This is a genomic window from Shewanella indica (assembly GCF_033842865.1).
Classification (GTDB): domain Bacteria; phylum Pseudomonadota; class Gammaproteobacteria; order Enterobacterales; family Shewanellaceae; genus Shewanella; species Shewanella indica.
The window spans coordinates 2,375,613-2,398,854 of record NZ_JAWXXR010000001.1 but is presented as its reverse complement, the minus strand read 5'-3'; the positions used below and the strand labels follow the sequence as shown (position 1 = coordinate 2,398,854).

The window sequence follows — 23,242 nt, the reverse complement described above, 5'->3', positions numbered from 1 at the left end:
CTTGCTCAATACTTAGCTATGTAAAGCATTGATATCATTTGAGTAAGGTTCAGGATAAATGTTACAAGCAGCCTTCTGCAATGCTTTCTTAGCGGAAATTTGAACTCTAACGACATCATCAATCCTGCCCCTGCGTTCTACAGATTCTACCGGGTGCCTGCGATGACAAGCGCGGCCATATTGAACTGCTTAAACACTCCATCAATGGCGAGCTTAACCAAGGGCCTTAGTCGGTTGTTCAAAGGGTCGGATGGTACGCTGGGAGCGGTTATGGAGAAAACGAGAGTTTCCGTAAAAATCATCTATTTCAATGGACAAGAAGCAGCCCAAGCTTTTAAAGCAATGTGATAGGGATAGCTGGCTCTTATGAGCAATAAAAGCCAGCCTAAATAAAAAATCAGATTTAACATTCATTAACTGGAACTCTAAATACGTATTTTAGAGCACCTACCTGATAGAAATAAACCGTACAAGTTTGGTACCCGCCGTCACTAGATTCGCCGGTATTTTCACCAACATTGCTGAAGTTGGAGGGACCACCTGATGAGTTTTTAAAGTCACCGCTTTCACCTAGCGTTTTTAACTTGCTAAGAATGCAGGGTTCAGTAAAAGCGAGAGGGCCATTTTTCCCCTTCAACTGTGCTAAAGTATAGCCTCCAGCGACGACTGAAAGATCATTCAATGTTAAATCAATTATTGGTGTAGCTGCGATGTTGTCATTTTTAATAGCACTTAAGTCAAATAGAAGATAATCTGTCATAAACCCACCGCCCTCAGACTGCCTAAAACCGAACTGAAGTGATAAGGATGGATCTTTACTTGTATAGTTAAGACCTACTGTTCCCAGCCGATTACTTAGAGTTACTTGTACATCATTTATATCGATTGACGAACCATTCTTACTCAATACAGCATGAATATCCTCCAAAAGACGAGTACCGCTAACTATATCTGACTTTAATTTGTTTTCTATATCCGTTAATTTATTTGGGTCAACTATAACAGCGAGTGCTGTGTCTATGGAGCACTCGCTTGAAACACCAGAACTGCTATCCTGCTTACTATCATATAATCCAACTTGATTAATTCCAGCTGAGATAATACCAATCTCGTCTCGACGGATTTTATTTTGTTCTACAACTGATTTTTTTAAGGCTCCATAGGCTAGCCCGGCATCTGACAAAAGAGCCTTTTGTTCTGATGTTATAGAAAAAGACCAAGTTGTCGCTTCATAAGATATCCCATCAAACCTATGCCCTACACTGAAACTATAAACAACACCGGTATTTGGATTGACCAGGGCTATTTTATTGCTCGTTGAGCCACAAATCATGTTATCTGGTGTCATGGGCTGAGTTCTGTCTTCCGGGTAACAATTCAGACGTGGCGTAAAATTTTTAACAGCAAACTGTCGCGCACTAGCATCATTTGTACAACTTGAGCACAAATAGTTCTGAGTAGCCATTGATGAAAATGGTAAAATCCCCATCAGTAAAAAAAATATTTTTTTCACCTTACACCTCCTTGTTTACACCACCGTTACCAGCTTATAACCCACCAGTCAACCACTCCGGTCATTGTTCTTCAATCATCTTTTTACTTCTGGGTGATGTAACCTGTTGGCCTGCATAGTTTATGTTGACCAGAACCCTATTCGCGCTGGAATAAGCAAAATCCTGGAGGACTCAGACTATAGCAGTATTCAACGGCAGATACGGGCGGGGATACTGGGTAAAAACACCTGAACTATTACCCTTTGGCGACAATAAACGGCATAACATGCCACAAGGATTGCACTTTGAAGCCAAGGATTATTTAATAACAGGTCGATGATACCGGATACATTATCCGTCACAACAAGCGCAGCCATATTGAACCGCTTACCCATCGATAACAGGCTCAAGCTGACGACCGGCTTTAACCATGTATTGAAAGGGCCGGACAGTACGCTGGAGCCACTTACAGCGCTTTGTAAAGCCAGAGCTGTGGATCTGCAACGACGGCAAAGGTAAGGGGCTGCTAATTGCCGGAAGCTTTTTAGCTGAATCCCCGAGGCTCCCTGGTACTAATCTCGGGGAAAGGTCACAAGTAATCTTGGTATTGAGGGTCGAGCGGATTCGCTACACTTCTGATCTTCACATGTTTTTTAATCGGCGTTTTCGCTATTTGGTACCTTCAATAAATTATTCATCTCTTTTGATATACAGGCGAGATATTACGAAATCACCGGAAGATTGAACTTTTGCAGTTTCATTTCGAATATATTCAGAGTAAAGGCAGGTAACATTTGGGTAGTTAAAACTACATAGTATTGCGGCTAAAATGTGTGGCTTTGGCCCAAATGGAATGATTGAGACGTTATACTCAGATCGAAGAGGAGAGAGCATTTGCGACATGTTATCATAACATGTCGCAATACTATTAATTGGCAGCTTTATGAGTTTATCTTCACCTCCGAGGTAATGTGAAATAAAGTCCTTATTTTTCTCTAAACAAGTATTTTCATAATCATAGGTTGCAGCTGGTGCTGCCATAATACCAAAGCACTTATTTGGATTTAATAAGTTATATAATCGTTGCGGACCATATCTATCAAAGCCCAGCATAAATATTGCTGCATTATGTCGTTTGGTCAATGAAATACCTTCACACCCAGGAATTATGCGCAACTCACCTAGCTCAACGTTAAGATCTAAATTTTTATACACTGCTGTTGCATATGTTAAATCAACTATTACTCTTACTTCACAGAAATTTACTAGATAATTCAAGACTGCCGCATACCAAGCACGAGACATCGAAGTATAGTCAATTAATATTTTTATTTCAGCGCGGTTGACTTTATTAATTGTTTCACTTAGTGTTTTTTGTATTTCAGAAATTTCTCTTTGCGATATTTCTAGCAATTTAAAACCAGTCCAGTTTTCCAAAAAATAATTCAAGCTATCTACTCGAACTGGGTCTTCTTTATGTTGATCAAACGCTAACACAATTACATTTTCGACATTATCTTTATGTAATCGTGTAGCCACATCAATACAGCGCTCTTCGTATCCACAAGAAAATAATGCGATATCATATTCTGACTGACTTAGCTCACCTATTGACAAGTCATCCACATGTAATTTATTCATCATCCCCCTCCAAATCTAGACTATATTGCCCATCATCATTTTTCTTATTTATAGCCTTAAATCGACTGTAAGAATGATTATTCATTATTACAGATAGCTTGATGGAGTTTCCTTTTCTTGGCATTAAGTAAAAATGAGGTGACAAACAAAAAGCCAAAGCGAATCTACCTTTTCTATTTGGCATTTTGTTATCATTATCCAATCCTCTAAAGTCAGGATAAATCAAACCTAGGTCTACAGCTGTTTCTATATATTTCCATACTCTATCGTCTTCAACATCGAATGAGAATGAGCTGTATGTATCTGTATTGATCTTGTCTGTATGTAGTTTATCTTTTAAGAACCTACCAATTATTGTAAACAGATCAAAGGCTTTTTTACCATCGACCTCCAGGTTTAAACCGTCAAGCTCTGAGTATGAAAACTCTTTTAGTTTCGCCCCTTGTTCCTTGTCTGATAGAGGCTTAAGCTCAGTGAAAGACTCAATATTCTTTGAAAAAAGATAATTAAACAGCCTTAATAGTCGACGGGGGTTTCCATCAGCACATCTTACTATCAGCGAATACCCAGAGTATATAAATGGTGAAGAATTACCTTTATAACGTTGAAAGGAGTCCTTTAATATCAGCGTCCCTCTCAATTTTCTTGATACTGAACTTTCGAAAAGAGGGTAATCTTCTTCCAATAACCTTTCCGCTCTTTTTATCGTATTGTAATCACAATACTCTCTCACCTTTTCCATCAATTTCTCATCAGGGAGAGCATCTTTAGGAGAGTCAATTAAGATTGAATTTCCTAAAAGAGATTTTAAGGTGATATCTTTATTTATAACAGATGAACTTTCTATTCTTTTTCTAAATAGTTTCTCAGCGAAATTTTCAAAGAAATTATTAGAGTTATTTTTTGAACTACCATGAAGACCTTGTTTGTCAATATTTAAATAATCAAAGTCGTGCCCCATGTTTAATGGAGTACCCGTGTCAGTTTCCAGAGTGTAGTGCCGATATGGCATTGTTGTTATTTTGAACACAATTTCGTTATATGACCTCATATGAGTGTTCAGTATCCTATGATGTTCTTTTGTTAAGAATTCAGCCTCATCAATACAAACACAGAATGTGGAAGCATTAGAAAGTCCGATTTCTTTTCTTACCGTCGACAGGGCCATTATTAAAGGCTTAAATAAATCAGTATTGAAATTAAGCCCTACCATAAGGTCATCACCACTTAATCCTAGACCCAATTTAATTTTATTAAAAATAATATTTTTCCTATACTCTACAATTTCTAGATTGTCATAAATATCAGTAATCGTATTTAATTTTTTAGACAGCCATAGTTCTGATATTTTATTGCAAATAGCTTTCTCTTTGACAATCCTATCCACTTCATCCTCAATATATGAATGAAGGCAACTTCTTATTGTATCTAGAAATCGTGCGCATGAAGATAAGTTCAAACTCCACTTAAAAAGTTGGTTATTATCGTCAATATCACCAATTGAGTTTACCCACTCAACTTTCAAGGGGATATAAGTCGCAATAAATGAACGTTCATCTATGACTTGCTTTGCTTTATCATCATTCAACTTAGTAAGACACTCATGAGAAAGCATTTTAATCAGCGCAGTCTTACCCGAGCCTCTAGAGCCTAGTATGATATGGTTCTTATTGGATATTAGAGATTCAAATGCTGGAGTCCAAACAAATTCTTCAGCTAGTTGGTTAGAAGTGAAGTATCTAGCATTAGAGTGTTCAAATATATTATTAAACCCAAATAAATTATGCATATTAGTTTCCCTTCAGCAAAATGAATAACTCATCTTGTCCCGGAGTTTTAAATATTGTGAACCCAACTTCACCCGATAACTCTACAATAGTCTTTTCAAGTAGTTTTCTCGAAGTATATATAATGTCAGCGCAATGGTTAGATAGCTCACTCCACTTTACATGTGTCTGAGTCTCGAAAAAACACTCAATAGATTCTTTTAGCTTCTTTTTTAGCTCAATAGGTGACATGCGATTACCAAAAAACTCTTTATGAGGTATACCGTTAATGGACTCATCTTTTGTCCACCCATGTCCTGTATTGTGTGACCAACTTACTACCTTTCCTAAAGGTGTTTTGTTTATGTCACAAACTTTATCGATTTCAATTTGATGGATTGTGTTCGGTACCCCTTGGAACCACCTATCATCCAAACGTGCAGAGAAACTGCCTGCGCAAAGTATATTAATAGGATGCAGATAGTCGTCGGAGTATTGTGCAAGCCGAGGTATATGTTTATGTCCATGCACGATAAAATTAACGTTATGCTTAGAAGCAATTTCCATCAGGATAGCTGCGTTTTGTAAGATACTATGGTCTGCTGTGTCAAAAGGTAAATCAGGCTGTTGGATTGGATGGTGATGGACGACTAGTAGATTAATTTTATCGCTATATGCAATCTGTAGTTCTTGAAGCTTTTTATCCAGCTCTGTTAAGTCCAGTTTGCGAATAACACCGTGATGAGGTTTTTTATCGTAATGGTCAAAAACCGAACTATTCAAACCAATGATATTTAGGCTCTCATCACTCCAAATCGCAAAATAAGGCTCATTGTAATAACAGCCGAAATGAGCTCGGTCTAAACATTGTTTAAAAAAGTCATTGAAGCGCAAGTTGTTATATTTACGCTCAATTGTCAGGTTGATGTTTTCTTTTGAGGTCATTGAGAGCTCTTCCTCAACCCAGTTGCCATCGTGGTTCCCTGGAACGAAAAAGACTTTTTCCTGCTCTACTCCCACTATTTTTGCTATTTCTTTCAAGCGAGTAGATGCAAGTTCAAATTCTTCTCTAGTTGCTCTATTGGTGATGTCACCTGCGACAACAAGATAATCGGCTCTAATGTTCTCTTGTTTAGCAAGCTGCCTTAGTTCATTTAGAAACTGATTTTTTACGGCGTTGTTAGAGCTTCCTACTGCAAACTCATTTGAAACAGCCGCATCACCAACATGCAAATCACTAATAATTATTATTTTCATATATGCCAGATACTTACACGTATACTAATACTGTTGCATGATACCACAGTTGTGTAATTTGTAAGTCAAATATTCAGGAATTGTAGATTTTTAGCGATGGTGCTTGTAAAAAGAAATAGCAAAATATGATAAAAAAGCGAACCATTTCTGGTTCGCTTTCTATACTTAGTTAATTTCCAACTTCAATTGTAGTTATCATCCAAGCAGCAATTATTCGTACTCAGACATGGGCACACAGGCACAAAACAAATTCCTATCCCCATACACATCATCAATACGATTCACGGTCGGCCAGAACTTGTTGGCCTTGACTGTGGCATTCGGGAATACCGCCAGTTCGCGATCGTATGGACGGCTGTCGAAGGCGGGATCCATGATGTCGGCTAGCGTGTGTGGTGCATTGTGCAGCGGGTTATTGTCCGCAGGCCATTCACCGGCTTCGACCCGGGCGATTTCACCGCGGATGGCCACCATGGCTTCGATAAATCTGTCCAGCTCGGCCTTGGACTCAGACTCGGTCGGCTCGATCATCAGGGTTCCGGCAACCGGGAAGCTCATGGTCGGAGCGTGGAAGCCGTAGTCGTTGAGACGCTTGGCAACATCCATTTCGGTGACGCCGGAGGCTTCTTTCAGCGGGCGCAGATCGATAATGCACTCGTGAGCCACACGGTCATTACGGCCGCGGTACAGCACTGGATAGTGCTCTGACAGCTTCTTCATCACATAGTTGGCGTTGAGCATGGCGTTCTGGGTTGATTCACGCAGGCCCTTGGCGCCCAGCAGCTTGATGTACATCCAGCTGATTGGCAGTATGCTGGCGCTGCCGTAAGGCGCGGCAGAAACGGCGCCGTTGTTGTCGCTTTCGCGGCCCGGCTTAACCAGAGTATGACCGGCAACGAAAGGAGCCAAATGCGCTTTTACGCCGATAGGGCCCATGCCTGGACCACCGCCGCCATGAGGGATGGCAAAGGTCTTGTGCAGGTTGAGGTGGGAAACATCTGCGCCGATAAAGCCGGGAGTGGTCACGCCCACCTGGGCATTCATGTTGGCACCGTCCAGATACACCTGGCCGCCGTGTTGATGGATCACCTCACAGATCTCCGAGACGGTTTCTTCATACACGCCGTGGGTGGAAGGATAAGTGATCATGATGCAGGACAGGTTGCCCGCCACTTCGGCCGCCTTGGCGCGCAGATCTTCCATATCCACGTTACCGCGCTTGTCACAGGCCACAACCACTATCTTCATACCGGCCATCTGCGCCGAAGCCGGGTTGGTACCGTGAGCCGACTGAGGGATCAGACAGACATTGCGGTGCCCCTCGCCGCGGGATTCATGGTACTTCTTGATGGCCAATAGACCGGCGTATTCGCCGGATGCACCCGAGTTGGGCTGCAGGCACATGGCGTCATAGCCGGTGATTTCCACCAGATAGTCAGACAGCTCATTGAGCAGCTTTTCATAGCCCTTGGCTTGATCCAGCGGGCAGAAAGGATGCAGGTTGGCAAATTCCGGCCAGCTGATTGGCAGCATCTCGGCGGTAGCGTTCAGCTTCATGGTGCATGAACCCAGAGAGATCATCGAGTGGTTCAGCGCCAGGTCTTTGTTTTCAAGACGCTTGATGTAGCGCAGCATCTCGGTTTCGCTGTGGAAGCTGTTGAAGGTTGGATGCGTCAGGATAGCCTCATCACGCAGCAGCGCCGCAGGGATGGACTCACTGCCCTTGGCAAGGATTTCAGCGTCCAGTGCCGCCACATCCAGGCCATGACCGGCGCCCAGAATGATATCGAACAGGGCAGCCAGATCGTCAGCAGTCGTGGTTTCATCCAGACTGACACCCAGAGTGCCTTCGGCATCAATACGCAGGTTGCTCTCGGCGGCAATGGCGCGGGCCAGCACTGCGTCTTTGTCGGCCACTTTGAAGGTCAGAGTGTCGAACCAGCTAGCGTTGACCAGCTCAACGCCCTTGGCCTTGAGGCCGGCGGCGAGAATGTCGGTCAGACGGTGAATACGCTCGGCTATGGTCTTCAGCCCTTGTGGGCCATGGTATACGGCGTAGAAAGAGGCCATGTTGGCCAGCAGGATCTGCGCGGTACAGATATTGGAGTTGGCCTTTTCGCGGCGGATATGCTGCTCACGGGTTTGCATCGCCATCCGCAGCGCTGTGTTGCCGCGGCTGTCTTTGGAAACGCCTATGATACGGCCAGGCATGGAACGCTTGTGCTCATCTCGGGTCACGAAGAAGGCGGCGTGCGGGCCACCATATCCCATAGGCACGCCGAAGCGCTGCGCGCTGCCAAAGACCACATCGGCGCCCAGACTACCCGGAGACTTGAGCAATACCAGCGACATGATATCGGCGGCAACAGCCACAACCGCTTTCTGCTCGCGCAGCTTGGCGAAGAGTTCACGCTGATCGTTCAGCTCGCCTGTCTTGCCGCTGTACTGAAACAGGGCACCAAAGAGTTCATGATTGAGCGCTTCCTCGGCGGGGCCTACGACGACTTCAAAACCAAAGCATTCGGCGCGGGTCTTGACCACATCCAGCGTCTGCGGGAATACGTCATCGGCAACGAAGAAGATATTGGCTTTCTTGGCCTTGGACACCCGCTTGGCCAGCGCCATGGCTTCGGCGGCGGCAGTGGCTTCGTCCAGCAGAGAAGCGGAGGCCAGATCCAGGCCGGAGAGGTCCATAGACATCTGCTGGAAATTCAGTACCGCTTCCAGACGGCCCTGGGCAATTTCCGGCTGGTATGGGGTATAAGCCGTGTACCAACCCGGGTTTTCCAGCACATTGCGCAAAATGACGTTAGGCACTTCAGTGCCGTAGTAGCCCATGCCTATGTAGCTCTTGAATACCTTGTTCTGCTTGGCCAGGCCCTTGATATAGGCCAGACCTTCAGCTTCGCCACAGGCTTCGCCCACGGCCAGATCCCGGTTCAGACGAATCGACTCCGGTACTATCTGCGCCGTCAGATCTTCCAGTGACTCGGCGCCAACATAATTCAGCATCTCTTGCTGCTGCAGGGCGTCGGAGCCGATATGACGACGGATAAAGAGTTCGTGCTGCTCTAACTGAGTGAGGGTTTGCTTGGTCATGATTAACCTTGTTCCATGTTCGCCGGTATCCTGCCGTAGGGAGGCGGTGTACCAGTCTCTTTATTTAGTGGTAAAACAAACGAAGCCCCGGAGGGCTTCGTTTTTCAGCGACGCTTATTCTTCGTCGATGACAGCCTGATATCCTTCGGCATCCAGCAGGTTGTCCAGCTCAGACAGGTCAGAAGGCATGATACGGAAGAACCAGCCGTCACCGAATGCATCACTGTTGACCAGCTCAGGGCTGTCTTCCAGCGCTTCGTTGATGGCAATCACTTCACCGGACAGAGGGGCATAGATATCTGAAGCGGCCTTAACAGACTCGGCCACAGCGCAATCCTCTGAGGCGCTGACAGTGTCGCCTACTTCCGGCAATTCAACGAAAACCATATCACCCAGCAGCTCCTGTGCATGTTCAGTGATACCGACTGTGTAGCTACCGTCTTCTTCCTTACGGATCCATTCGTGAGAAGAAGCGTACTTCAGTTCGCTTGGAATATTGCTCATTATTCTTGTTCCTTTCCCGTGTTTTAGAATGCTTGTTTACCGTTACGCACAAAGCCTGGCGCCACTACTTTAACAGCGACGCGCTTCTTGCGCATTTCGACTTCGGCCGTATCCCCTATGGAGTTCGGTACCCGGGCCATCGCAATAGAATAGCCCAATGTCGGTGAGAATGTACCACTGGTGATCACGCCTTCCTGCTCTTGGCCGTTGGCGTCAGTGAAGAATACCGGCATGCCGTGGCGCAGCACGCCTTTTTGCTCCATCACCAAACCGATAAACTTGTCGGCTCCGGCCGCTTTGATGGCGGTCAGGGCTTCACGACCGATAAAATCACGGTCGCTCGGTTCCCAGGCTATGGTCCAGCCCATGTTGGCAGCCAATGGGTTAACGGTTTCGTCCATGTCCTGACCATAGAGGTTCATCCCGGCTTCCAGGCGCAGCGTATCGCGTGCGCCCAGGCCACATGGCTTAACACCGGCCTCAAGCAGCGCTTGCCACAAGGCTTCGGCTTCTTCTGCCGGCACGGTAATTTCGTAACCTTCTTCACCTGTATAGCCTGTGGTGGCCACAAACAGGTTGCCCGCCTGCACACCGAAGAAAGGCTTCATACCTTCAACGGCCGCGTTTTGCTCGGCAGTGAACACAGTAGCGGTTTTGGCCTTGGCGTTAGGGCCCTGCACGGCAATCATCGCCAGCTCAGGACGCTCGGTCACTGTGACATCATAGGGCTTGGACTGCTCGGCAATCCAGGCGAGATCTTTGTCGCGGGTGGCTGAGTTGACAACAACCCGGTAATGGGTGTCATCGAGATAATAAGTGATCAGATCGTCAATCACCCCGGCTTCATGGTTCAGCATGCCGCTGTACAGCGCCTTGCCGGAGACCTTGAGTTTGGCGATATCGTTGGCCAGCAGTTTACGCAGGAAGGCTTTGGCGTCGCTGCCGCTAACATCAACAACCGTCATATGGGAAACGTCGAACATACCGGCGTCCTGACGCACTGCGTGATGTTCTTCTATCTGCGAACCATAGTTGAGTGGCATCTCCCAACCATGAAAATCAACCATCTTGGCATTGGCTTCCAAGTGCTTGTTAAAGAGTACAGTTTTATTAGCCATTGTTATCCCTTCTAGTCGGGGCTTTACAGTGTCACCCAGGGGCAACACTGAGTTAAAATGCAGCGAAATTATACCCTGCGTCACAAATTTGTATATAAGTGATTTTTCTAATCCGAACTACAATAGATTAATTTTTCTCATGGTTTGCCTGTAATTTTTTTACAGCAAATCACAGCTTGAGTATAAAAAACGCCCAAAAGCGACTGTTTTTGGGCGTTTCCCTTCACATACGGCTAACCGAGGATGAAGATTATTCAGGACGGCACAGACGCGGCAGCTTGAATTTGTGTCCCATGGCCTGTTGCATGAACACAGTTTTCAGCCCAGCGACATTGTCCACCAAGTTGAGACCGAGATCGCGAATCGCCTTCTTCAGAGGATTACTGCCGGCAAACAGCCGCTTGAACCCCTCCATAGCGGCTATCATCTCCATCGCCTCTGCCTTGCGCCAGCGCTCAAGGGCGCGCAGCTCGCCATAGGCGCCGATATCCTTGCCTTCACCGTGCAATGCCGCCACGGTTTCCACTATGGCGCCGGCATCGAGGAAACCCAGGTTAACCCCCTGCCCCGCTAACGGATGTATGGTGTGCGCCGCATCGCCGGCCAGCAGCAAACGATGGCGGGCGAAATGGCGCGCGTAACGCATCCGCAGCGGAACACTCCGGCGTTCACTCTCCAGCTGACACAGGCCCAGGCGGCCATCGAAGGCGGCGGTCAGCGCCCGGGAGAAGGCCTCATCATCCAAAGCCAGTAAGGCTTCGGCCTTTTGCGGCGGCACCGACCAGACGATGGAACAGAGGTCGCTCTCATAAAGCGGCAGAAACGCCAGCGGGCCATCGGCACTGAACACCTGACGGGCACAGTCACCATGGGGCAATTGAGTGCGAATACTGGCGACTATGGCGTGATGGCCGTAATCCCAAAAAGTCAGTGGGATCTGGCACTGTTGACGAACCCAGGAGTTGGCGCCATCGGCAGCCACCACCAGGGCGGCACTGAGGTTATCGCCGTTATCCAGCGTCAGCCAGGCTTCACGCTCACCAAAGGCGATACGCTCAAGCCGGGTATGTTCCAGCAGCGTCAGCTGTTCCAGCTCTGCGGCCCGCTGGGCCAGGGCGTAGTGAATGGCATCGTTTTCGATTATGGTGCCAAGGGAAGTCTCACACTGGCTCTGGGCATCAAACTGAATGCGCCCCATGCCGTCTTTTTCCCAGACATCCATCTTACTGTATGGCCCGAGGCGGGACTTATCCAGATAGGCCCAGGCCCCCAAGTGTTCGAGCAGCGCCTGGCTGGCCTTATTGATGGCACTGACCCTCAGGCGCGGCGCGCCCTCGACCGGCGCAGCACCGGCGGCATCTATCACCACCACCTTGAGCCCGGCCTGTTCCAGACCGCAGGCCGTTGCCAGTCCCACCATACCGCCGCCAACCACGGCCACATCATAGCTTTGGAAATTCATCGTCACTGACTCCTGGAAAACAAACAAGCAGCCGATTGCCTGTGCCACCCCATGGCTCTGTGGGCCACCGGGGTCTTGAGAGGTGGACACCAGGAGAGGATCCTGAGTCCCAAATTACGTCCGGCCACCAGCGGCCAGTAGTTGTTGGAAAAACCGCGCACCAGAAACTCGATATTGTTGATGGTCTGGCGTCTGTCCTGCTCACGGGCAGCATGATAGGCATGCAGCACCTGGGCTGCGCCTGGGTCAGCGCCTTCGGCCAATACCGGCTCCAGCGTTTCCAGCACAGTGACTAGATCCCTGAGCCCCAGATTAAAGCCCTGCCCGGCTATCGGGTGCAGAGTCTGGGCGGCATTGCCCAAATAAAGCGTGCGGTGATAGATGGGCCTTGGCATGTAAGAGAGGCTCAGTGGGTAACGGTGACGCTCACCCACGGCCACAAAACGCCCGGCTCGATAGCCGAAGGCCTGTTGCAGCTGCTGCAAAAACTCGGCCTGCGGCAAAGCCTGCACCCGCTCGGCCTCTTCATGGGGCAAGGCCCACACCAGGGAGAGCCGGGCCTGGCCGTCGCTGTCACCCATAGGCAGCAGTGCCAGCGGGCCGTGCTCGGTGAAGCGTTCCCAGGCCATGCCATTATGAGGCTTGTCGGTAGCAATATTGGCGATAACCGCGCTCTGGCCAAACTCAAACTGCTGCAACACCTGTTGCTGCTGGGCACGCACCGAGGAGTTAACCCCATCTGCCGCCAGCAATAAACGGCAGGAAAGCCGCTGACCGTTACTGAGCGTCAAACTATGGCCCGCAGCCGAAGTTTGCAGCTTCTCGAGACGCGCCGGGCAATAAAGCTGGATATCACTGTTGCCGATGGCGCTAAACAGCCTCTGACCGACCCGCTCGAGTTCCACCACCTGGCCGAGGGAGTCCAGCGCAAACTGCTCGGCATTGAGCTCTGTCATGCCGAAATGGCCGCGATCCGAGACATGAATATCGGTTATCGCCGTGCCTAGGTCTGCCAGCAAAGGCCAGATGCCGAGGCGCTTGAGTTCAAACACTGAGCCATTGGCTATGGCGATGGAGCGGGCATCGAAACCAGGATGTTGCTTGGCGGGATCGAAGGCCTCGATAACGGCAATTTTCAGCGGACGGGAGAGTTTCCTGGCCAGGGAGGCCAGCCCCAATGCCAGGGTGGCACCGGCCATGGCACCACCGACAATGGCGATATCCAGCTCAGTGCACTCCTGACTCACAGCTTGGGCGTCAACTTGCGGGTTCATCTTTCCTCTACTCAGGCACGCTCAATGGGTGCCGTCACAGAAAATGACAGGGCGAACGGGCGCCCTGTCAATGCAGCGTATTATTGTCTGGTGTTTCGGCGTCGAGATCAGGCAACTCTGGGCCGAACTCTGAATAGCAGAGAATGGCGGCCATCCGAACAAACTCCAGCAGCTCGAGATATGCACTTTCAGATTCGTCATCGTCGGCAACATCGAACTCTACCTGGGCAATTTCTGCCAGATCTTTGATCACTTCACGGACATCTTCCGACGCCTGATTCAAACCCGGTTGAATAATGGCGATACCAGTGAGGAAGCTCTGGGTCCAGAGCGAGAGCGCCTCTACCCGCACAGTCAGAGGTTCTTCCTCTTCCGGCAGCAGCAGGGTGAAGCCAAAGTCGGGATCCTGCAGTCGATTGACTGTGTCACCAAAAAGTTCGGTTATCAGTTGTGTCAGTTCGTCGGGCAGTCGCTGGCCGTCGTTCATCAGCTCGAGCAAGGGCTGATACCAGGCCTGCTCCTGCTGTGACACGCCGCCACAAATCAGGCCCACCAAGGCGCCATGCACTTCAACCGGATGCTGACCTATGTCGGCGTTGTCGAGCGCACTGCGCAGGCTTTCGATACGTAATGAGGGTGGGGTTGCCATAAAGCTGTCCAAGTATTGAATTTACCCCCGTCATGCTAGCAGAGTTAGGGATGGCGACCAAGACTGGAATCTTACCCAAGCTGCGAGCCAGGTCGTGCATTTGGCAATGCATCCAGGCTTCGCCGTTTATCTCCTGCTCTCCTGCCGGGATTTTGTGCCAGGGAAGCTCATAGAAACAGCATCCGATGCAACAAAGCGGCGCTTGTCTTGCACTTTAACGCTGAGCTAGATATATTCCGCCACAGAGCCAAAGAAAAGGATCCCGTGCGGAAGATGAGTAACAGTGCCATAGATATCACCCTGTTGGGGCGCACCTACTCCATCGCCTGTCCCCCGGGTCAGGAACAGGCACTGCAAGCGGTGGCGCAGAAATTGGAGCTGCAACTGGGCAAGATAAAGGCCCGCACCAACGCCATCAGCCGCGAGGAAATGGCTTTGATGGCCGCACTCAACATAGGCTATGAGCTCTATGAAGAGCAGCGGAAGAATCAAGATTATATGAGCCAAATGGATGATAGGATCCGTTTGCTGCAATCCACTCTTGAGCACGCATTGGTTGAGCGAAGCGCAAGAGAGGATTAAACTGAAATAGCACGAACCCTCACAGGTTCGACCCAGAATTTGCTCCCTGGGGTGTGCGACAGCTGGTAATGTCCCTGTGCCGATATTTTTAATCTCAGGGTGAATGTTTTACTGACATTGTGCATGCTCGGCGCGAACCGAGAAGCCTTAGGAGGTAATCATTTACCCGCCTTGAACCTACGGTTCAAGGGCTACACCGGCATCGACATTCTGGGGAGCATCCTCTTTATGACCCACACAGACTCAAGCAGCCAAACCCGTGATGGGCGTTGCAAGACGCTCAGGCAGGCTATTCGCCATGCCCGCAGGACCATTCCCGAAGCCGAGCAGCATGTCGCCGCCCTCAAGGGTTGTGAGCAGTTTCTAACCTTGCTCGATGAACTGAGCGCCCAAGGCAGAGCCATCAAGACAGTCGCCCTCTACTTTAGCTGTGACGGCGAGCTGGACACAGCTCCCCTTATCGAAGCGCTATGGCAACGGGGAATCACCACTTGTCTGCCGATCATTCATCCCTTTGCCCCGGGGCGTTTACTGTTTCTGCGTTATCAACTCTCCAGTGAACTGCACGCCAACCGCTTTGGTATCCCCGAGCCCAGGCTGGATATCCGCAGTCTGGTGCCCTTGGCTGAACTGGATCTCATCCTCACGCCATTGGTGGCCTTCGACGTCCAGGGCAACCGTATGGGCATGGGCGGCGGCTTCTACGACAGAACACTGGCCGCGGCGCAGCAAGGAGACCGAACTGTGCCATTACTGGCGGTCGGCTTTGCCCATACCCTGCAGTTGGTGGACTCCCTGCCCCTCGCCCCCTGGGATATCCCGCTGCCCTTTATCGTTACCCCGGACAAGCTGCATAGCTTCAACACTTTGACGGCTGAGTCTTGACCCGAAAAAATGGTATAACGTCAGCCTGAGAAGTCGCGGAGTAAGCAAGTATGGCACGTCAGTATCGCAGCCTTGATAGACCAGACAGTGCCCAGCGGGCCAAGGTTAAGCAGCAGATGCAGCGGGAAACCTATAAAAATATGCGCCGGCAACAGTCACAACCCAAGGCGCTGCTCGGCGCCTTGCTGGGTGCCATTCTTGCTGTGTGGCTGTTTCTATTTATGGCCAGCAGCAACAGCACTCTGGTTTGGCTGTATATGCTGCCGGCGGTGGCTGTGGGCCTGGGGGCCAGATGGCTGGGGAAGTGTTTCGAGTGGCAGCTTTTGCTGCCGGTTCCACTGATTACGCTACTGCTTTATAGCCTGGCACTCTGGTTGTTACTGCGCTTTCATGCCTCGGATCTCCTGATAGTGCCGCTTTGCTGTGGTATCAGCCTTTACTGCGCCCGCCGTTCACTGACTTCCATGGAGCAAAGCGCCCTGTGGCAGGCGAAGCTGGAGCAACACTGAGACCTGGCTCCTGGCGGTTATTGCTGTTACTGAATATCTTGGCAAATCCTCCTATGGCGTTGGCTTGAATCTCAGGGCAGGTTAATAACGTCCGCCCTGCTGGCACTCTGTCCAAACGACTTCTATGCTGAAAGCCATATATGCAGCTCATTATCATGCCGCCGAGTCGGCCTTGTCGTTTTTGGAATTCCACTCAAAGGAGAGAACAAGCGATGAAAAAGTCCATCCTGATCCCGGGTTGTTTATCACTGGTGTTTGCCGCATCACAACTGGCCGCCGAAGAGGTCAGCATCTCATTACTGTCGGCAGGTGGCCCAAGCCCCATAGGCAGCATCAGTCTCAGTGATTCTGCCTACGGCCTGGTGTTAACCCCCAATCTTAAGCAACTCACACCCGGCGTTCACGGCTTCCATGTGCATCAAAATGGCAGTTGTGACACCAGCAGCAAAGACGGCAAGACGGTATTGGGCGGTGCGGCCGGAGGTCACTTCGACCCTGATGGCAGCGGCAAGCACGGTTATCCCTGGACAGATGACAATCACAAGGGCGATCTGCCACCGCTCTATGTCGATGCTGACGGCATGGCTTCCACACCTGTGTTGGCACCAAGGTTGAAACTGGCCGACGTCAAGGGCAAAGCGCTGATGATCCACATGGGAGGCGATAACCATTCAGATCACCCGGCACCACTGGGCGGCGGTGGCGCCCGCATGGCCTGTGGCGTGATTAACTGAGCCACACCTAACACAAAAACGCGGCTCTTGAGCCGCGTTTTTTATTACAATTCCGGAACCTATAGCTTGGCTTTTTTAGTGGCTTTCGCCCTTGCCTCTTAAACGCGCCACCATACTCATCAAGGCCACGGCGATAGCACCGGCCAAAATGCCGAACAGGGCGTTGAGCAAGGTAGGTGTCAGCGCTGCCAGCACAGGGCCGGCCACAGCCAGAGAGCCTACCCAGTTGGCAACATGGGTTATCTGCTCACTGACCCAATGCAGGCCATGAGTGAGAATACCGCCCCCCACCATAAACATGGCAGCGGTACCTACTATGGTGAGCAGCTTCATCAGCTTGGGCGCGGCGCTGACCAGCACAAGTCCTAGGCGTCTGAGGTTATGGGCCCAAAAACCTTCGCCTCTACGCCTTGAGAGATACAGCCCGGCGTCATCCAGCTTAACGATACCGGCCACCAAGCCATAGACCCCGATAGTCATGACCACGGCAATGATAGACAGAGTGGCCAACTGGGTCATAAAGGCTTTTTCCGCCACAATCCCTAAGGTGATGGCGATGATTTCCGCCGATAACACAAAGTCGGTACGTATCGCCCCTTTGACTTTCTGTGCCTCCCAGGCGCGAATATCCTCGACCTCTTTCATGGCAGCTTCGATGACGGCTTCATCGTCTGCTTCGGCAGAAGCCTTGCTGTGACTGGCCTTGTGCCAGAGTTTTTCAAAGCCTTCAAAGCAGAGAAACAAGCCACCGAACATCAATAGCGGTGTAACGGCCCAGGGTATAAAGGCGCTGATCAGCAAGGCTGCCGGCACCAGAATAAGCTTGTTGCGAAAAGAGCCCTTGGCAACGGCCCATACCACGGGCAGCTCCCGCTCGGCGCTGATCCCTGTTACCTGCTGCGCATTGAGCGCCAGATCGTCCCCCAATACCCCGGCAGTTTTCTTGGCAGCAACCTTACTCATTACCGCCACATCATCCAGGATGGTGGCAATATCATCCAAAAGAGTCAGTAGACTCGCTCCAGCCATTTAAATCTCCTTAAACCAGGTCAATTTTGCGCTCTAAATAGGTTCGGTATGCGACATATTCAAGCGGCACCTGTGCACTTTTTCAGCGCAGTACTGCCACATCAGCCTGGCCGTTCCCCCCTGGCCGTATAGTAGCGCAGGGGCGCATGCCACCACAGTAAAAAATGCTTAACCTATGTTGTTCTTCAAGAACTATTCTTCAGGACAAGATTGAGCGGCACTTTTCACTACAACTCGGAGTATACTAGGGCAAGTTCAAGTGAATTTGTCAGAATCAACAGGATGGCATTATGACCCAAGATGAAATGAAGAAAGCGGCCGGTTGGGCGGCGCTGGAATATGTCGAGAAAGACAGCATAGTTGGCGTAGGCACCGGCTCTACAGTCAACCACTTTATCGATGCTCTGGCTACGATAAAGGCCGATATTGAAGGCGCGGTTTCCAGCTCTGAAGCCTCCACCGCCAAACTCAAACAGTTGGGGATCCCTGTGTTTGATCTCAATTCAGTAGATAAGCTGTCTGTCTATGTCGATGGCGCCGATGAAATCAACGGCCATATGGACATGATCAAGGGTGGCGGCGCCGCGCTGACCCGGGAAAAGATAGTTGCGGCCGTGGCCGACAAGTTTATCTGTATCGTTGATAACACCAAGCAAGTCGATGTGCTGGGCAACTTCCCGCTGCCGGTAGAAGTGATCCCCATGGCCCGCTCCTACGTAGCCCGTGAGCTGGTTAAACTGGGTGGCGATCCTGTCTATCGTGAAGGTGTGGTAACAGATAACGGCAACGTCATTCTGGATGTCTATAACCTGAAGATACTGAATCCCAAAGAGCTGGAAGTGCAGATTAATGCCATAGTGGGCGTAGTGACCAATGGTCTGTTCGCCAACCGTGGTGCCGATGTGCTCCTGGTGGGCACCCCAGAAGGGGTTAAAACCATCAAGTAAGCCCTAAGCTTGAATGCCAAAAGCCGCCAGCAGGCGGCTTTTTTGTAAAAATTTAAGCAGATTGCAGGGCAAGAGCAAAGCAAGAACAGTCGGCTCAGGAGTAAAAAATAGCCAACCAGACAGTAGTTTGCTCCTCGGCGGTCCAACTGACTCTGTGGCGCACATGAGCGGGGATATTGAGCCAGTCCCCCGGGTTCAGGCTCACTTCTGAACCATCTTCATACTGCAGCCGGGCGGCGCCTTGCAGCAACAATACCCATTCATGCTGTGCTTGATCGTACCATTGCCCTTCGGGCGTTACCTGACCGTGGGACAGAATGCGCTCAATTTTAAGATCCGGCGTGGCCAAGAGCGCGTCAAACTGCTCGGCATCAAGCTGCTTGGGTAAGTTGGCAAACAGATTGTTCATCTTGCTCTCCTGCGACATATGAGCCGTTACTCAGCCTATCTCTATCTTAAATAGACTCCCGGTGTGCACTTGGTTTTACTGCCTGTTTTACTGCTTGTTTTACAGGGGCTCCAGCTGCTCAACCAGCAACTGCAGGTTACTGTTGCCGCGAAACTCGTTCACATCCAGCTTATACAGCAGGCGCACATGATTGATGCTGGCATCGGGCCAGGTCTTGAGATCCACATTGAAGGCGATTGCATCGGCCATGATCCGGCCGCACTCAGTCTCCAGCACCAGTTTAAGATGTTTCTCTGCCACCAGTCTTTGCTGCAGAATTCTGAAATGGCCATCAAATAGCGGCTCGGGGAAGGCCTGGCCCCAGGGACCGGCATCTCTGAGCAGCTGCGCCGTATCCAAGGTAAAACATTCAAGCGGCAATTCACCGTCGGAGAACAGCTCGCCATTGAGATCTTCCAGGGTCAGCAGCTCACGGACACAGGTGTCAAAGGCCGCGGCAAACTGCTCGAAGGCATCCTTACGCAACGAAAGCCCGGCGGCCATGGCATGACCACCGAACTTGAGGATCATCCCGGGATGACGGGCATTGATAAGCTCCAGCAGATCGCGCATATGCAGCCCCTTGATGGAGCGAGCCGAGCCCTTGATTTCAGTGTCGCTGGCTTCGGCAAAGGCGATTACCGGGCGGTGGAACCTGTCTTTAATCCGGGAAGCCAGAATGCCTATCACCCCCTGATGCCAGTCCGGCTGATACAGGGCAATACCCCAGGGCTGTTCACTCTCTTTGAGCTGCAGCGCCTCCAGGCTCTTCATCGCTTCTTGCTGCATGCCGGTTTCCAGCTCGCGGCGCTCGGCGTTGAGGCCATCAAGCTCGGCCGCCATTCTTCTCGCCTTGAGCATGTCATCGCACAAGAGGGTTTCAACCCCGAGCGCCATTTCATCCAGCCTTCCGGCGGCATTAAGTCTGGGGCCAACCGCAAAGCCGAAATCGGCGGCCACCAAACGCGCCGGATTGCGGCGGGCCACTTCCAGCAAGGCGGTGATCCCCGGGCGACAGGCGCCGTTTCGCACCCGTTTGATACCCGCGTCCACCAGAATACGGTTGTTGGCATCGAGCGACACCACATCGGCCACAGTGCCCAAGGCCACCAAGTCCAGCAATACGCTCAAGTTGGGCTCGGCCAAGGCATGATTAACAAACCAGTGACGTTTTCTCAGCTCGGCCCGCAGTGCCAACATCAGATAGAAAGCCACCCCGACCCCGGCAATCGACTTGGAAGCGAAGCTGCAACCGGGTTGGTTGGGGTTAATAATGGCATCGGCCTCGGGTAATTCATTGCCCGGCAAATGGTGATCTGTGATGACAACCGTCATCCCCAGCGCCTTGGCGGCCCTGACGCCTTCGATGGAGGAAATACCGTTATCGACAGTGATCAGCAACTCGGCGCCCTTGCCGTGCGCCACCGCCACTATTTCAGGGCTGAGGCCATAACCATAATCGAAACGATTGGGGATCAGATAATCACAGTTTTCCATTCCCATCATTCTGAGCGCCAACAGACACACACTGGTGGAGGTGGCGCCATCGGCATCGAAATCACCCATGATCAGAATACGGCGGTTGGCGGCGATGGCATCGGCCACCAGCTCGGCCCCTTGCTGCAAGCCCAGCATGGTATCCGACCTGAGCAGACGCTTGAGCACCAGTTCGCACTCGGGAGCCTGAACGCCGCGACTGGCGTAAATCTGTTTTAAAAGCGGGTGCAAATTAGCGGGTAAATGGCTGTCGTCCACCCTGGGACGACGGACGATTTTGTGGATCACTGTGGGTTATTCTTGAAAATGGCTTTGGCGGGCAAGATAACAAAAAGGCGAGTGGGTTGCTCGCCTTTTTGAATGGGATTTTTCGATTACTGCTGAGCACGCTCAAGATTATACAACAACTCTTTCGGTGGCTGATAACCCGGGATCAGGCTGCCATCTTCGAGGATAACCGCCGGAGTACCATTGATGCCGAAACTCATCCCCAGTTGATACTGCCCAGGAATATTGGCATCGCACTTGGCCATTTTGATACTCTTGCCGGCCTTGGCGTCATCCATGGCCTTGTGAGGGTCCTTGGCACACCAAACCGCTTCCATCTCCTCGGCGTTGGGTGAAGGCACGCCCTGACGGGGATAGGCCAGATAGCGCACTGTTATCCCCAAATCGTTGTATTCCTGCATCTGGTTATGCAGCTTACGGCAATAACCACAGGTGATATCGGTAAAGACAGTCACCACATGCTTTTCGTTCTTGGCCTTGTAGACCAGCATCTTGTCTTCAAATGGCTTGAGCATCTCGAGTCTTGGGCCTGCAAGCGCCGCCTCGGTGAGGTTTTTCATCCCTTGGTTCAGATCATAAACATTGCCATGCAGCAGCTTGGAACCATCTTTGCTGATATAGAGTACGCCACGGTTGGTGATTGCCTGATACAAGCCTGGGATAGGTGAATCTGCCATAGAGATCACTTCAATACCCAAGGTGTCACTGAGCTTTTGCTTCAGTTGATCACCCGGCTCGGAAGCCGCTGAGGCGGCACCGACAAAGGGTGTAACCGCCAGCGCCAGACACAGGGAAAATGCACGGGTTAACTTCATTGGAAATCCTATCTTATTTGGGCCTGATTGGGTTTTATCGTCTTTCATCAGACCGGGCCAGAGGCTGAAAAGTTACAGGCTGTTGTCAGTTAAAGCAACTAATACCATCTTATACAAGAGCTTGCTCTCATCAAACCCCTCTCGGCCATTAGCGTTAAAGCCAAATGGTTTACAAGGGATAACCTATTCAACCTCTTGGATGATGCTGTTGATGTAGCGACTGCAACCTGGCATTGGCCACATGGGTATAGATTTGGGTGGTAGACAGCGAGCTGTGCCCCAGCAGCAACTGCACTACCCGCAAGTCAGCGCCATGGTTAAGCAAATGGGTGGCAAAGGCATGCCTCAGGGTATGGGGCGACAACTCAGTACTGATACCAGCCCGCAACGCATAAAGCTTGATCCTGTGCCAAAAGGTCTGGCGGGTCATCATCTGGGCACGCTTGGAGGGAAACACCACATCACTCTGTTTGCCGCCGAGCAGTTCGGTACGTGCCAGCTTAAGGAAGGACTCGATTTCACTGACGGCCACCTCGCCCATGGGCACCAGACGCTCCTTGCCGCCTTTCCCCGTGATCCGTACCAGCCCCTGACGCAGACTCACCTGCTCCAGCGTCAACCCCACCAGCTCACTGACCCTGAGCCCGGTGGCGTATAACAGCTCCAGCATCGCCTTGTCTCTGGCTTCGACCGGATCTTCCCGTATGGGCTCAGCCAACAAGGCATCCACCTCGGCCTCGCTGAGACTGCCGGGCAGTTTGCGCTTGAGCTTGGTGGAGGCGATACGCGCCATAGGATCTTCCGTTATCAGTTGCCGACGCAGCAAAAAACCGAAAAAGCGCCGCAAGCTGCTCTTCAACCTGGCGCTGCTGCTCTCGGCTCCCCCTTTATCGAATCGAAAACCGAGATAATCCTGCACCACTTCGCGCCCGGCACTACTGAGCGTCAGCCCTCTTCCCTGCAGGTACTGATCAAAATGGCGCAAATCATTGCGATAGGCCGCCAGTGTGTTGTCGCTCAACCCCTTACTGGACCATAAATCATCGAGAAAACCTTCAATCAAGGGATCCTGGACATAAGCGGATGAAGAAGTCGCGGCCACAAACAATACTCCAATAAAAAACGGCGTCATCAAGGATAACGCCGTCTCGAAATAGACTCCAGCCACTCAGAGCTCTTGCAAAGGACTTAAGGTTAGTTGCTGCGAACTATGCCTTACATCAGCCCGGTAAGCCAATGCAGAGC

General features: G+C 50.6%; 20 protein-coding genes and 1 other RNA gene. 6 read left to right on the top strand and 15 right to left on the bottom strand.

Annotated elements, in window-relative coordinates:
- Nucleotides 1-403: 403 nt before the first annotated feature.
- From SIL79_RS10750 to SIL79_RS10705, 10 genes are all read right to left on the bottom strand, one after another.
- The gene (locus tag SIL79_RS10750; protein WP_319619260.1) at nucleotides 404-1,513 is read right to left on the bottom strand and encodes a hypothetical protein; all 1,110 of its coding nucleotides are present in this window, start codon (nucleotides 1,511-1,513) and stop codon (nucleotides 404-406) included.
- Nucleotides 1,514-2,183: 670 nt separating this feature from the next.
- Nucleotides 2,184-3,137 carry a hypothetical protein gene (locus SIL79_RS10745; RefSeq protein WP_319619259.1) on the bottom strand — a complete coding sequence of 318 codons (954 nt, stop codon included), beginning with the start codon at nucleotides 3,135-3,137 and terminating at the stop codon, nucleotides 2,184-2,186.
- A complete protein-coding gene (locus SIL79_RS10740; RefSeq protein WP_319619258.1) occupies nucleotides 3,127-4,923 on the bottom strand; it encodes an ORC-CDC6 family AAA ATPase in 1,797 nt (598 codons plus the stop codon). Before SIL79_RS10740 ends, SIL79_RS10745 begins: the two co-directional genes overlap by 11 nt.
- 1 nt (nucleotide 4,924) lies before the next feature.
- On the bottom strand, nucleotides 4,925-6,157 hold the full coding sequence (locus SIL79_RS10735) for a metallophosphoesterase family protein (RefSeq protein ID WP_319619257.1): 1,233 nt from the start codon (nucleotides 6,155-6,157) through the stop codon (nucleotides 4,925-4,927).
- A 210-nt stretch (nucleotides 6,158-6,367) separates the two neighbouring features.
- Nucleotides 6,368-9,256, bottom strand: a complete 2,889-nt coding sequence (gene gcvP / locus SIL79_RS10730) for an aminomethyl-transferring glycine dehydrogenase (protein ID WP_039034561.1) — start codon at nucleotides 9,254-9,256, stop codon at nucleotides 6,368-6,370.
- A gap of 114 nt (nucleotides 9,257-9,370) precedes the next feature.
- The gene (gcvH, locus tag SIL79_RS10725; protein WP_025009008.1) at nucleotides 9,371-9,760 is read right to left on the bottom strand and encodes a glycine cleavage system protein GcvH; all 390 of its coding nucleotides are present in this window, start codon (nucleotides 9,758-9,760) and stop codon (nucleotides 9,371-9,373) included.
- Between the two features lie 23 nt (nucleotides 9,761-9,783).
- Complete coding sequence (gcvT, locus tag SIL79_RS10720) at nucleotides 9,784-10,878, bottom strand: glycine cleavage system aminomethyltransferase GcvT (protein ID WP_144360963.1); 1,095 nt, start codon at nucleotides 10,876-10,878, stop codon at nucleotides 9,784-9,786.
- Nucleotides 10,879-11,128: 250 nt separating this feature from the next.
- Complete coding sequence (locus tag SIL79_RS10715; RefSeq protein WP_039034558.1) at nucleotides 11,129-12,340, bottom strand: FAD-dependent monooxygenase; 1,212 nt, start codon at nucleotides 12,338-12,340, stop codon at nucleotides 11,129-11,131.
- Between the two features lie 2 nt (nucleotides 12,341-12,342).
- The gene (gene ubiH / locus SIL79_RS10710; protein ID WP_319619256.1) at nucleotides 12,343-13,614 is read right to left on the bottom strand and encodes a 2-octaprenyl-6-methoxyphenyl hydroxylase; all 1,272 of its coding nucleotides are present in this window, start codon (nucleotides 13,612-13,614) and stop codon (nucleotides 12,343-12,345) included.
- A gap of 67 nt (nucleotides 13,615-13,681) precedes the next feature.
- Nucleotides 13,682-14,263: a UPF0149 family protein gene (locus SIL79_RS10705; RefSeq protein ID WP_039034573.1), complete on the bottom strand. Its 582-nt coding sequence runs from the start codon at nucleotides 14,261-14,263 to the stop codon at nucleotides 13,682-13,684.
- A gap of 273 nt (nucleotides 14,264-14,536) precedes the next feature.
- Between SIL79_RS10705 and zapA the strand changes: the two genes are divergently transcribed.
- The 5 genes from zapA to sodC all read left to right on the top strand — a co-directional run bounded on the left by zapA (nucleotide 14,537) and on the right by sodC (nucleotide 16,973).
- Nucleotides 14,537-14,845 carry a cell division protein ZapA gene (gene zapA, locus SIL79_RS10700; RefSeq protein WP_039034557.1) on the top strand — a complete coding sequence of 103 codons (309 nt, stop codon included), beginning with the start codon at nucleotides 14,537-14,539 and terminating at the stop codon, nucleotides 14,843-14,845.
- A gap of 40 nt (nucleotides 14,846-14,885) precedes the next feature.
- A non-coding RNA gene (gene ssrS / locus SIL79_RS10695) (6S RNA) lies at nucleotides 14,886-15,066 on the top strand.
- 7 nt (nucleotides 15,067-15,073) lie between these two features.
- Complete coding sequence (locus SIL79_RS10690; RefSeq protein WP_319619255.1) at nucleotides 15,074-15,730, top strand: 5-formyltetrahydrofolate cyclo-ligase; 657 nt, start codon at nucleotides 15,074-15,076, stop codon at nucleotides 15,728-15,730.
- Between the two features lie 50 nt (nucleotides 15,731-15,780).
- Nucleotides 15,781-16,239, top strand: coding sequence for a hypothetical protein (locus SIL79_RS10685; protein WP_319619254.1), 459 nt, complete (start codon nucleotides 15,781-15,783; stop codon nucleotides 16,237-16,239).
- Between the two features lie 212 nt (nucleotides 16,240-16,451).
- Nucleotides 16,452-16,973, top strand: coding sequence for a superoxide dismutase family protein (gene sodC, locus SIL79_RS10680; protein WP_039034554.1), 522 nt, complete (start codon nucleotides 16,452-16,454; stop codon nucleotides 16,971-16,973).
- A 75-nt stretch (nucleotides 16,974-17,048) separates the two neighbouring features.
- Here sodC and SIL79_RS10675 read toward each other — a convergent pair whose 3' ends face one another.
- A complete protein-coding gene (locus SIL79_RS10675; protein WP_071475468.1) occupies nucleotides 17,049-18,002 on the bottom strand; it encodes a DUF808 domain-containing protein in 954 nt (317 codons plus the stop codon).
- Nucleotides 18,003-18,292: 290 nt separating this feature from the next.
- Here SIL79_RS10675 and rpiA point away from each other — a divergent pair, with 290 nt between their 5' ends.
- Nucleotides 18,293-18,949, top strand: coding sequence for a ribose-5-phosphate isomerase RpiA (gene rpiA, locus SIL79_RS10670; RefSeq protein WP_025008999.1), 657 nt, complete (start codon nucleotides 18,293-18,295; stop codon nucleotides 18,947-18,949).
- Between the two features lie 94 nt (nucleotides 18,950-19,043).
- On the opposite strand, the gene SIL79_RS10665 is transcribed toward rpiA, so the two are convergent.
- The 4 genes from SIL79_RS10665 to xerD form a co-directional block, all read right to left on the bottom strand.
- The gene (locus SIL79_RS10665; protein WP_039034552.1) at nucleotides 19,044-19,358 is read right to left on the bottom strand and encodes a cupin domain-containing protein; all 315 of its coding nucleotides are present in this window, start codon (nucleotides 19,356-19,358) and stop codon (nucleotides 19,044-19,046) included.
- A gap of 99 nt (nucleotides 19,359-19,457) precedes the next feature.
- Nucleotides 19,458-21,182 carry a single-stranded-DNA-specific exonuclease RecJ gene (gene recJ, locus SIL79_RS10660; RefSeq protein WP_319619253.1) on the bottom strand — a complete coding sequence of 575 codons (1,725 nt, stop codon included), beginning with the start codon at nucleotides 21,180-21,182 and terminating at the stop codon, nucleotides 19,458-19,460.
- A gap of 86 nt (nucleotides 21,183-21,268) precedes the next feature.
- Nucleotides 21,269-21,997 (bottom strand): bifunctional protein-disulfide isomerase/oxidoreductase DsbC, encoded by a 729-nt coding sequence (dsbC, locus tag SIL79_RS10655; protein WP_039034550.1) that lies wholly within the window; start codon nucleotides 21,995-21,997, stop codon nucleotides 21,269-21,271.
- Nucleotides 21,998-22,184: 187 nt separating this feature from the next.
- Nucleotides 22,185-23,129, bottom strand: a complete 945-nt coding sequence (xerD, locus tag SIL79_RS10650; protein WP_319619967.1) for a site-specific tyrosine recombinase XerD — start codon at nucleotides 23,127-23,129, stop codon at nucleotides 22,185-22,187.
- Nucleotides 23,130-23,242: the final 113 nt, after the last annotated feature.

Bases quoted from the DNA above. Each gene is read 5' to 3' on its own strand.
- SIL79_RS10675 (WP_071475468.1), bottom strand. From the start codon at position 18,002: ATGGCTGGAGCGAGTCTACTGACTCTTTTGGATGATATTGCCACCATC.
- gcvT (WP_144360963.1), bottom strand. From the start codon at position 10,878: ATGGCTAATAAAACTGTACTCTTTAACAAGCACTTGGAAGCCAATGCC.
- SIL79_RS10690 (WP_319619255.1), top strand. From the start codon at position 15,074: ATGACCCACACAGACTCAAGCAGCCAAACCCGTGATGGGCGTTGCAAG.
- gcvP (WP_039034561.1), bottom strand. From the start codon at position 9,256: ATGACCAAGCAAACCCTCACTCAGTTAGAGCAGCACGAACTCTTTATC.
- SIL79_RS10715 (WP_039034558.1), bottom strand. From the start codon at position 12,340: ATGAATTTCCAAAGCTATGATGTGGCCGTGGTTGGCGGCGGTATGGTG.
- ubiH (WP_319619256.1), bottom strand. From the start codon at position 13,614: ATGAACCCGCAAGTTGACGCCCAAGCTGTGAGTCAGGAGTGCACTGAG.
- SIL79_RS10740 (WP_319619258.1), bottom strand. From the start codon at position 4,923: ATGCATAATTTATTTGGGTTTAATAATATATTTGAACACTCTAATGCT.
- zapA (WP_039034557.1), top strand. From the start codon at position 14,537: ATGAGTAACAGTGCCATAGATATCACCCTGTTGGGGCGCACCTACTCC.
- SIL79_RS10705 (WP_039034573.1), bottom strand. From the start codon at position 14,263: ATGGCAACCCCACCCTCATTACGTATCGAAAGCCTGCGCAGTGCGCTC.
- xerD (WP_319619967.1), bottom strand. From the start codon at position 23,129: ATGACGCCGTTTTTTATTGGAGTATTGTTTGTGGCCGCGACTTCTTCA.
- SIL79_RS10745 (WP_319619259.1), bottom strand. From the start codon at position 3,137: ATGATGAATAAATTACATGTGGATGACTTGTCAATAGGTGAGCTAAGT.
- sodC (WP_039034554.1), top strand. From the start codon at position 16,452: ATGAAAAAGTCCATCCTGATCCCGGGTTGTTTATCACTGGTGTTTGCC.
- gcvH (WP_025009008.1), bottom strand. From the start codon at position 9,760: ATGAGCAATATTCCAAGCGAACTGAAGTACGCTTCTTCTCACGAATGG.
- rpiA (WP_025008999.1), top strand. From the start codon at position 18,293: ATGACCCAAGATGAAATGAAGAAAGCGGCCGGTTGGGCGGCGCTGGAA.
- SIL79_RS10685 (WP_319619254.1), top strand. From the start codon at position 15,781: ATGGCACGTCAGTATCGCAGCCTTGATAGACCAGACAGTGCCCAGCGG.
- SIL79_RS10735 (WP_319619257.1), bottom strand. From the start codon at position 6,157: ATGAAAATAATAATTATTAGTGATTTGCATGTTGGTGATGCGGCTGTT.
- dsbC (WP_039034550.1), bottom strand. From the start codon at position 21,997: ATGAAGTTAACCCGTGCATTTTCCCTGTGTCTGGCGCTGGCGGTTACA.
- SIL79_RS10665 (WP_039034552.1), bottom strand. From the start codon at position 19,358: ATGAACAATCTGTTTGCCAACTTACCCAAGCAGCTTGATGCCGAGCAG.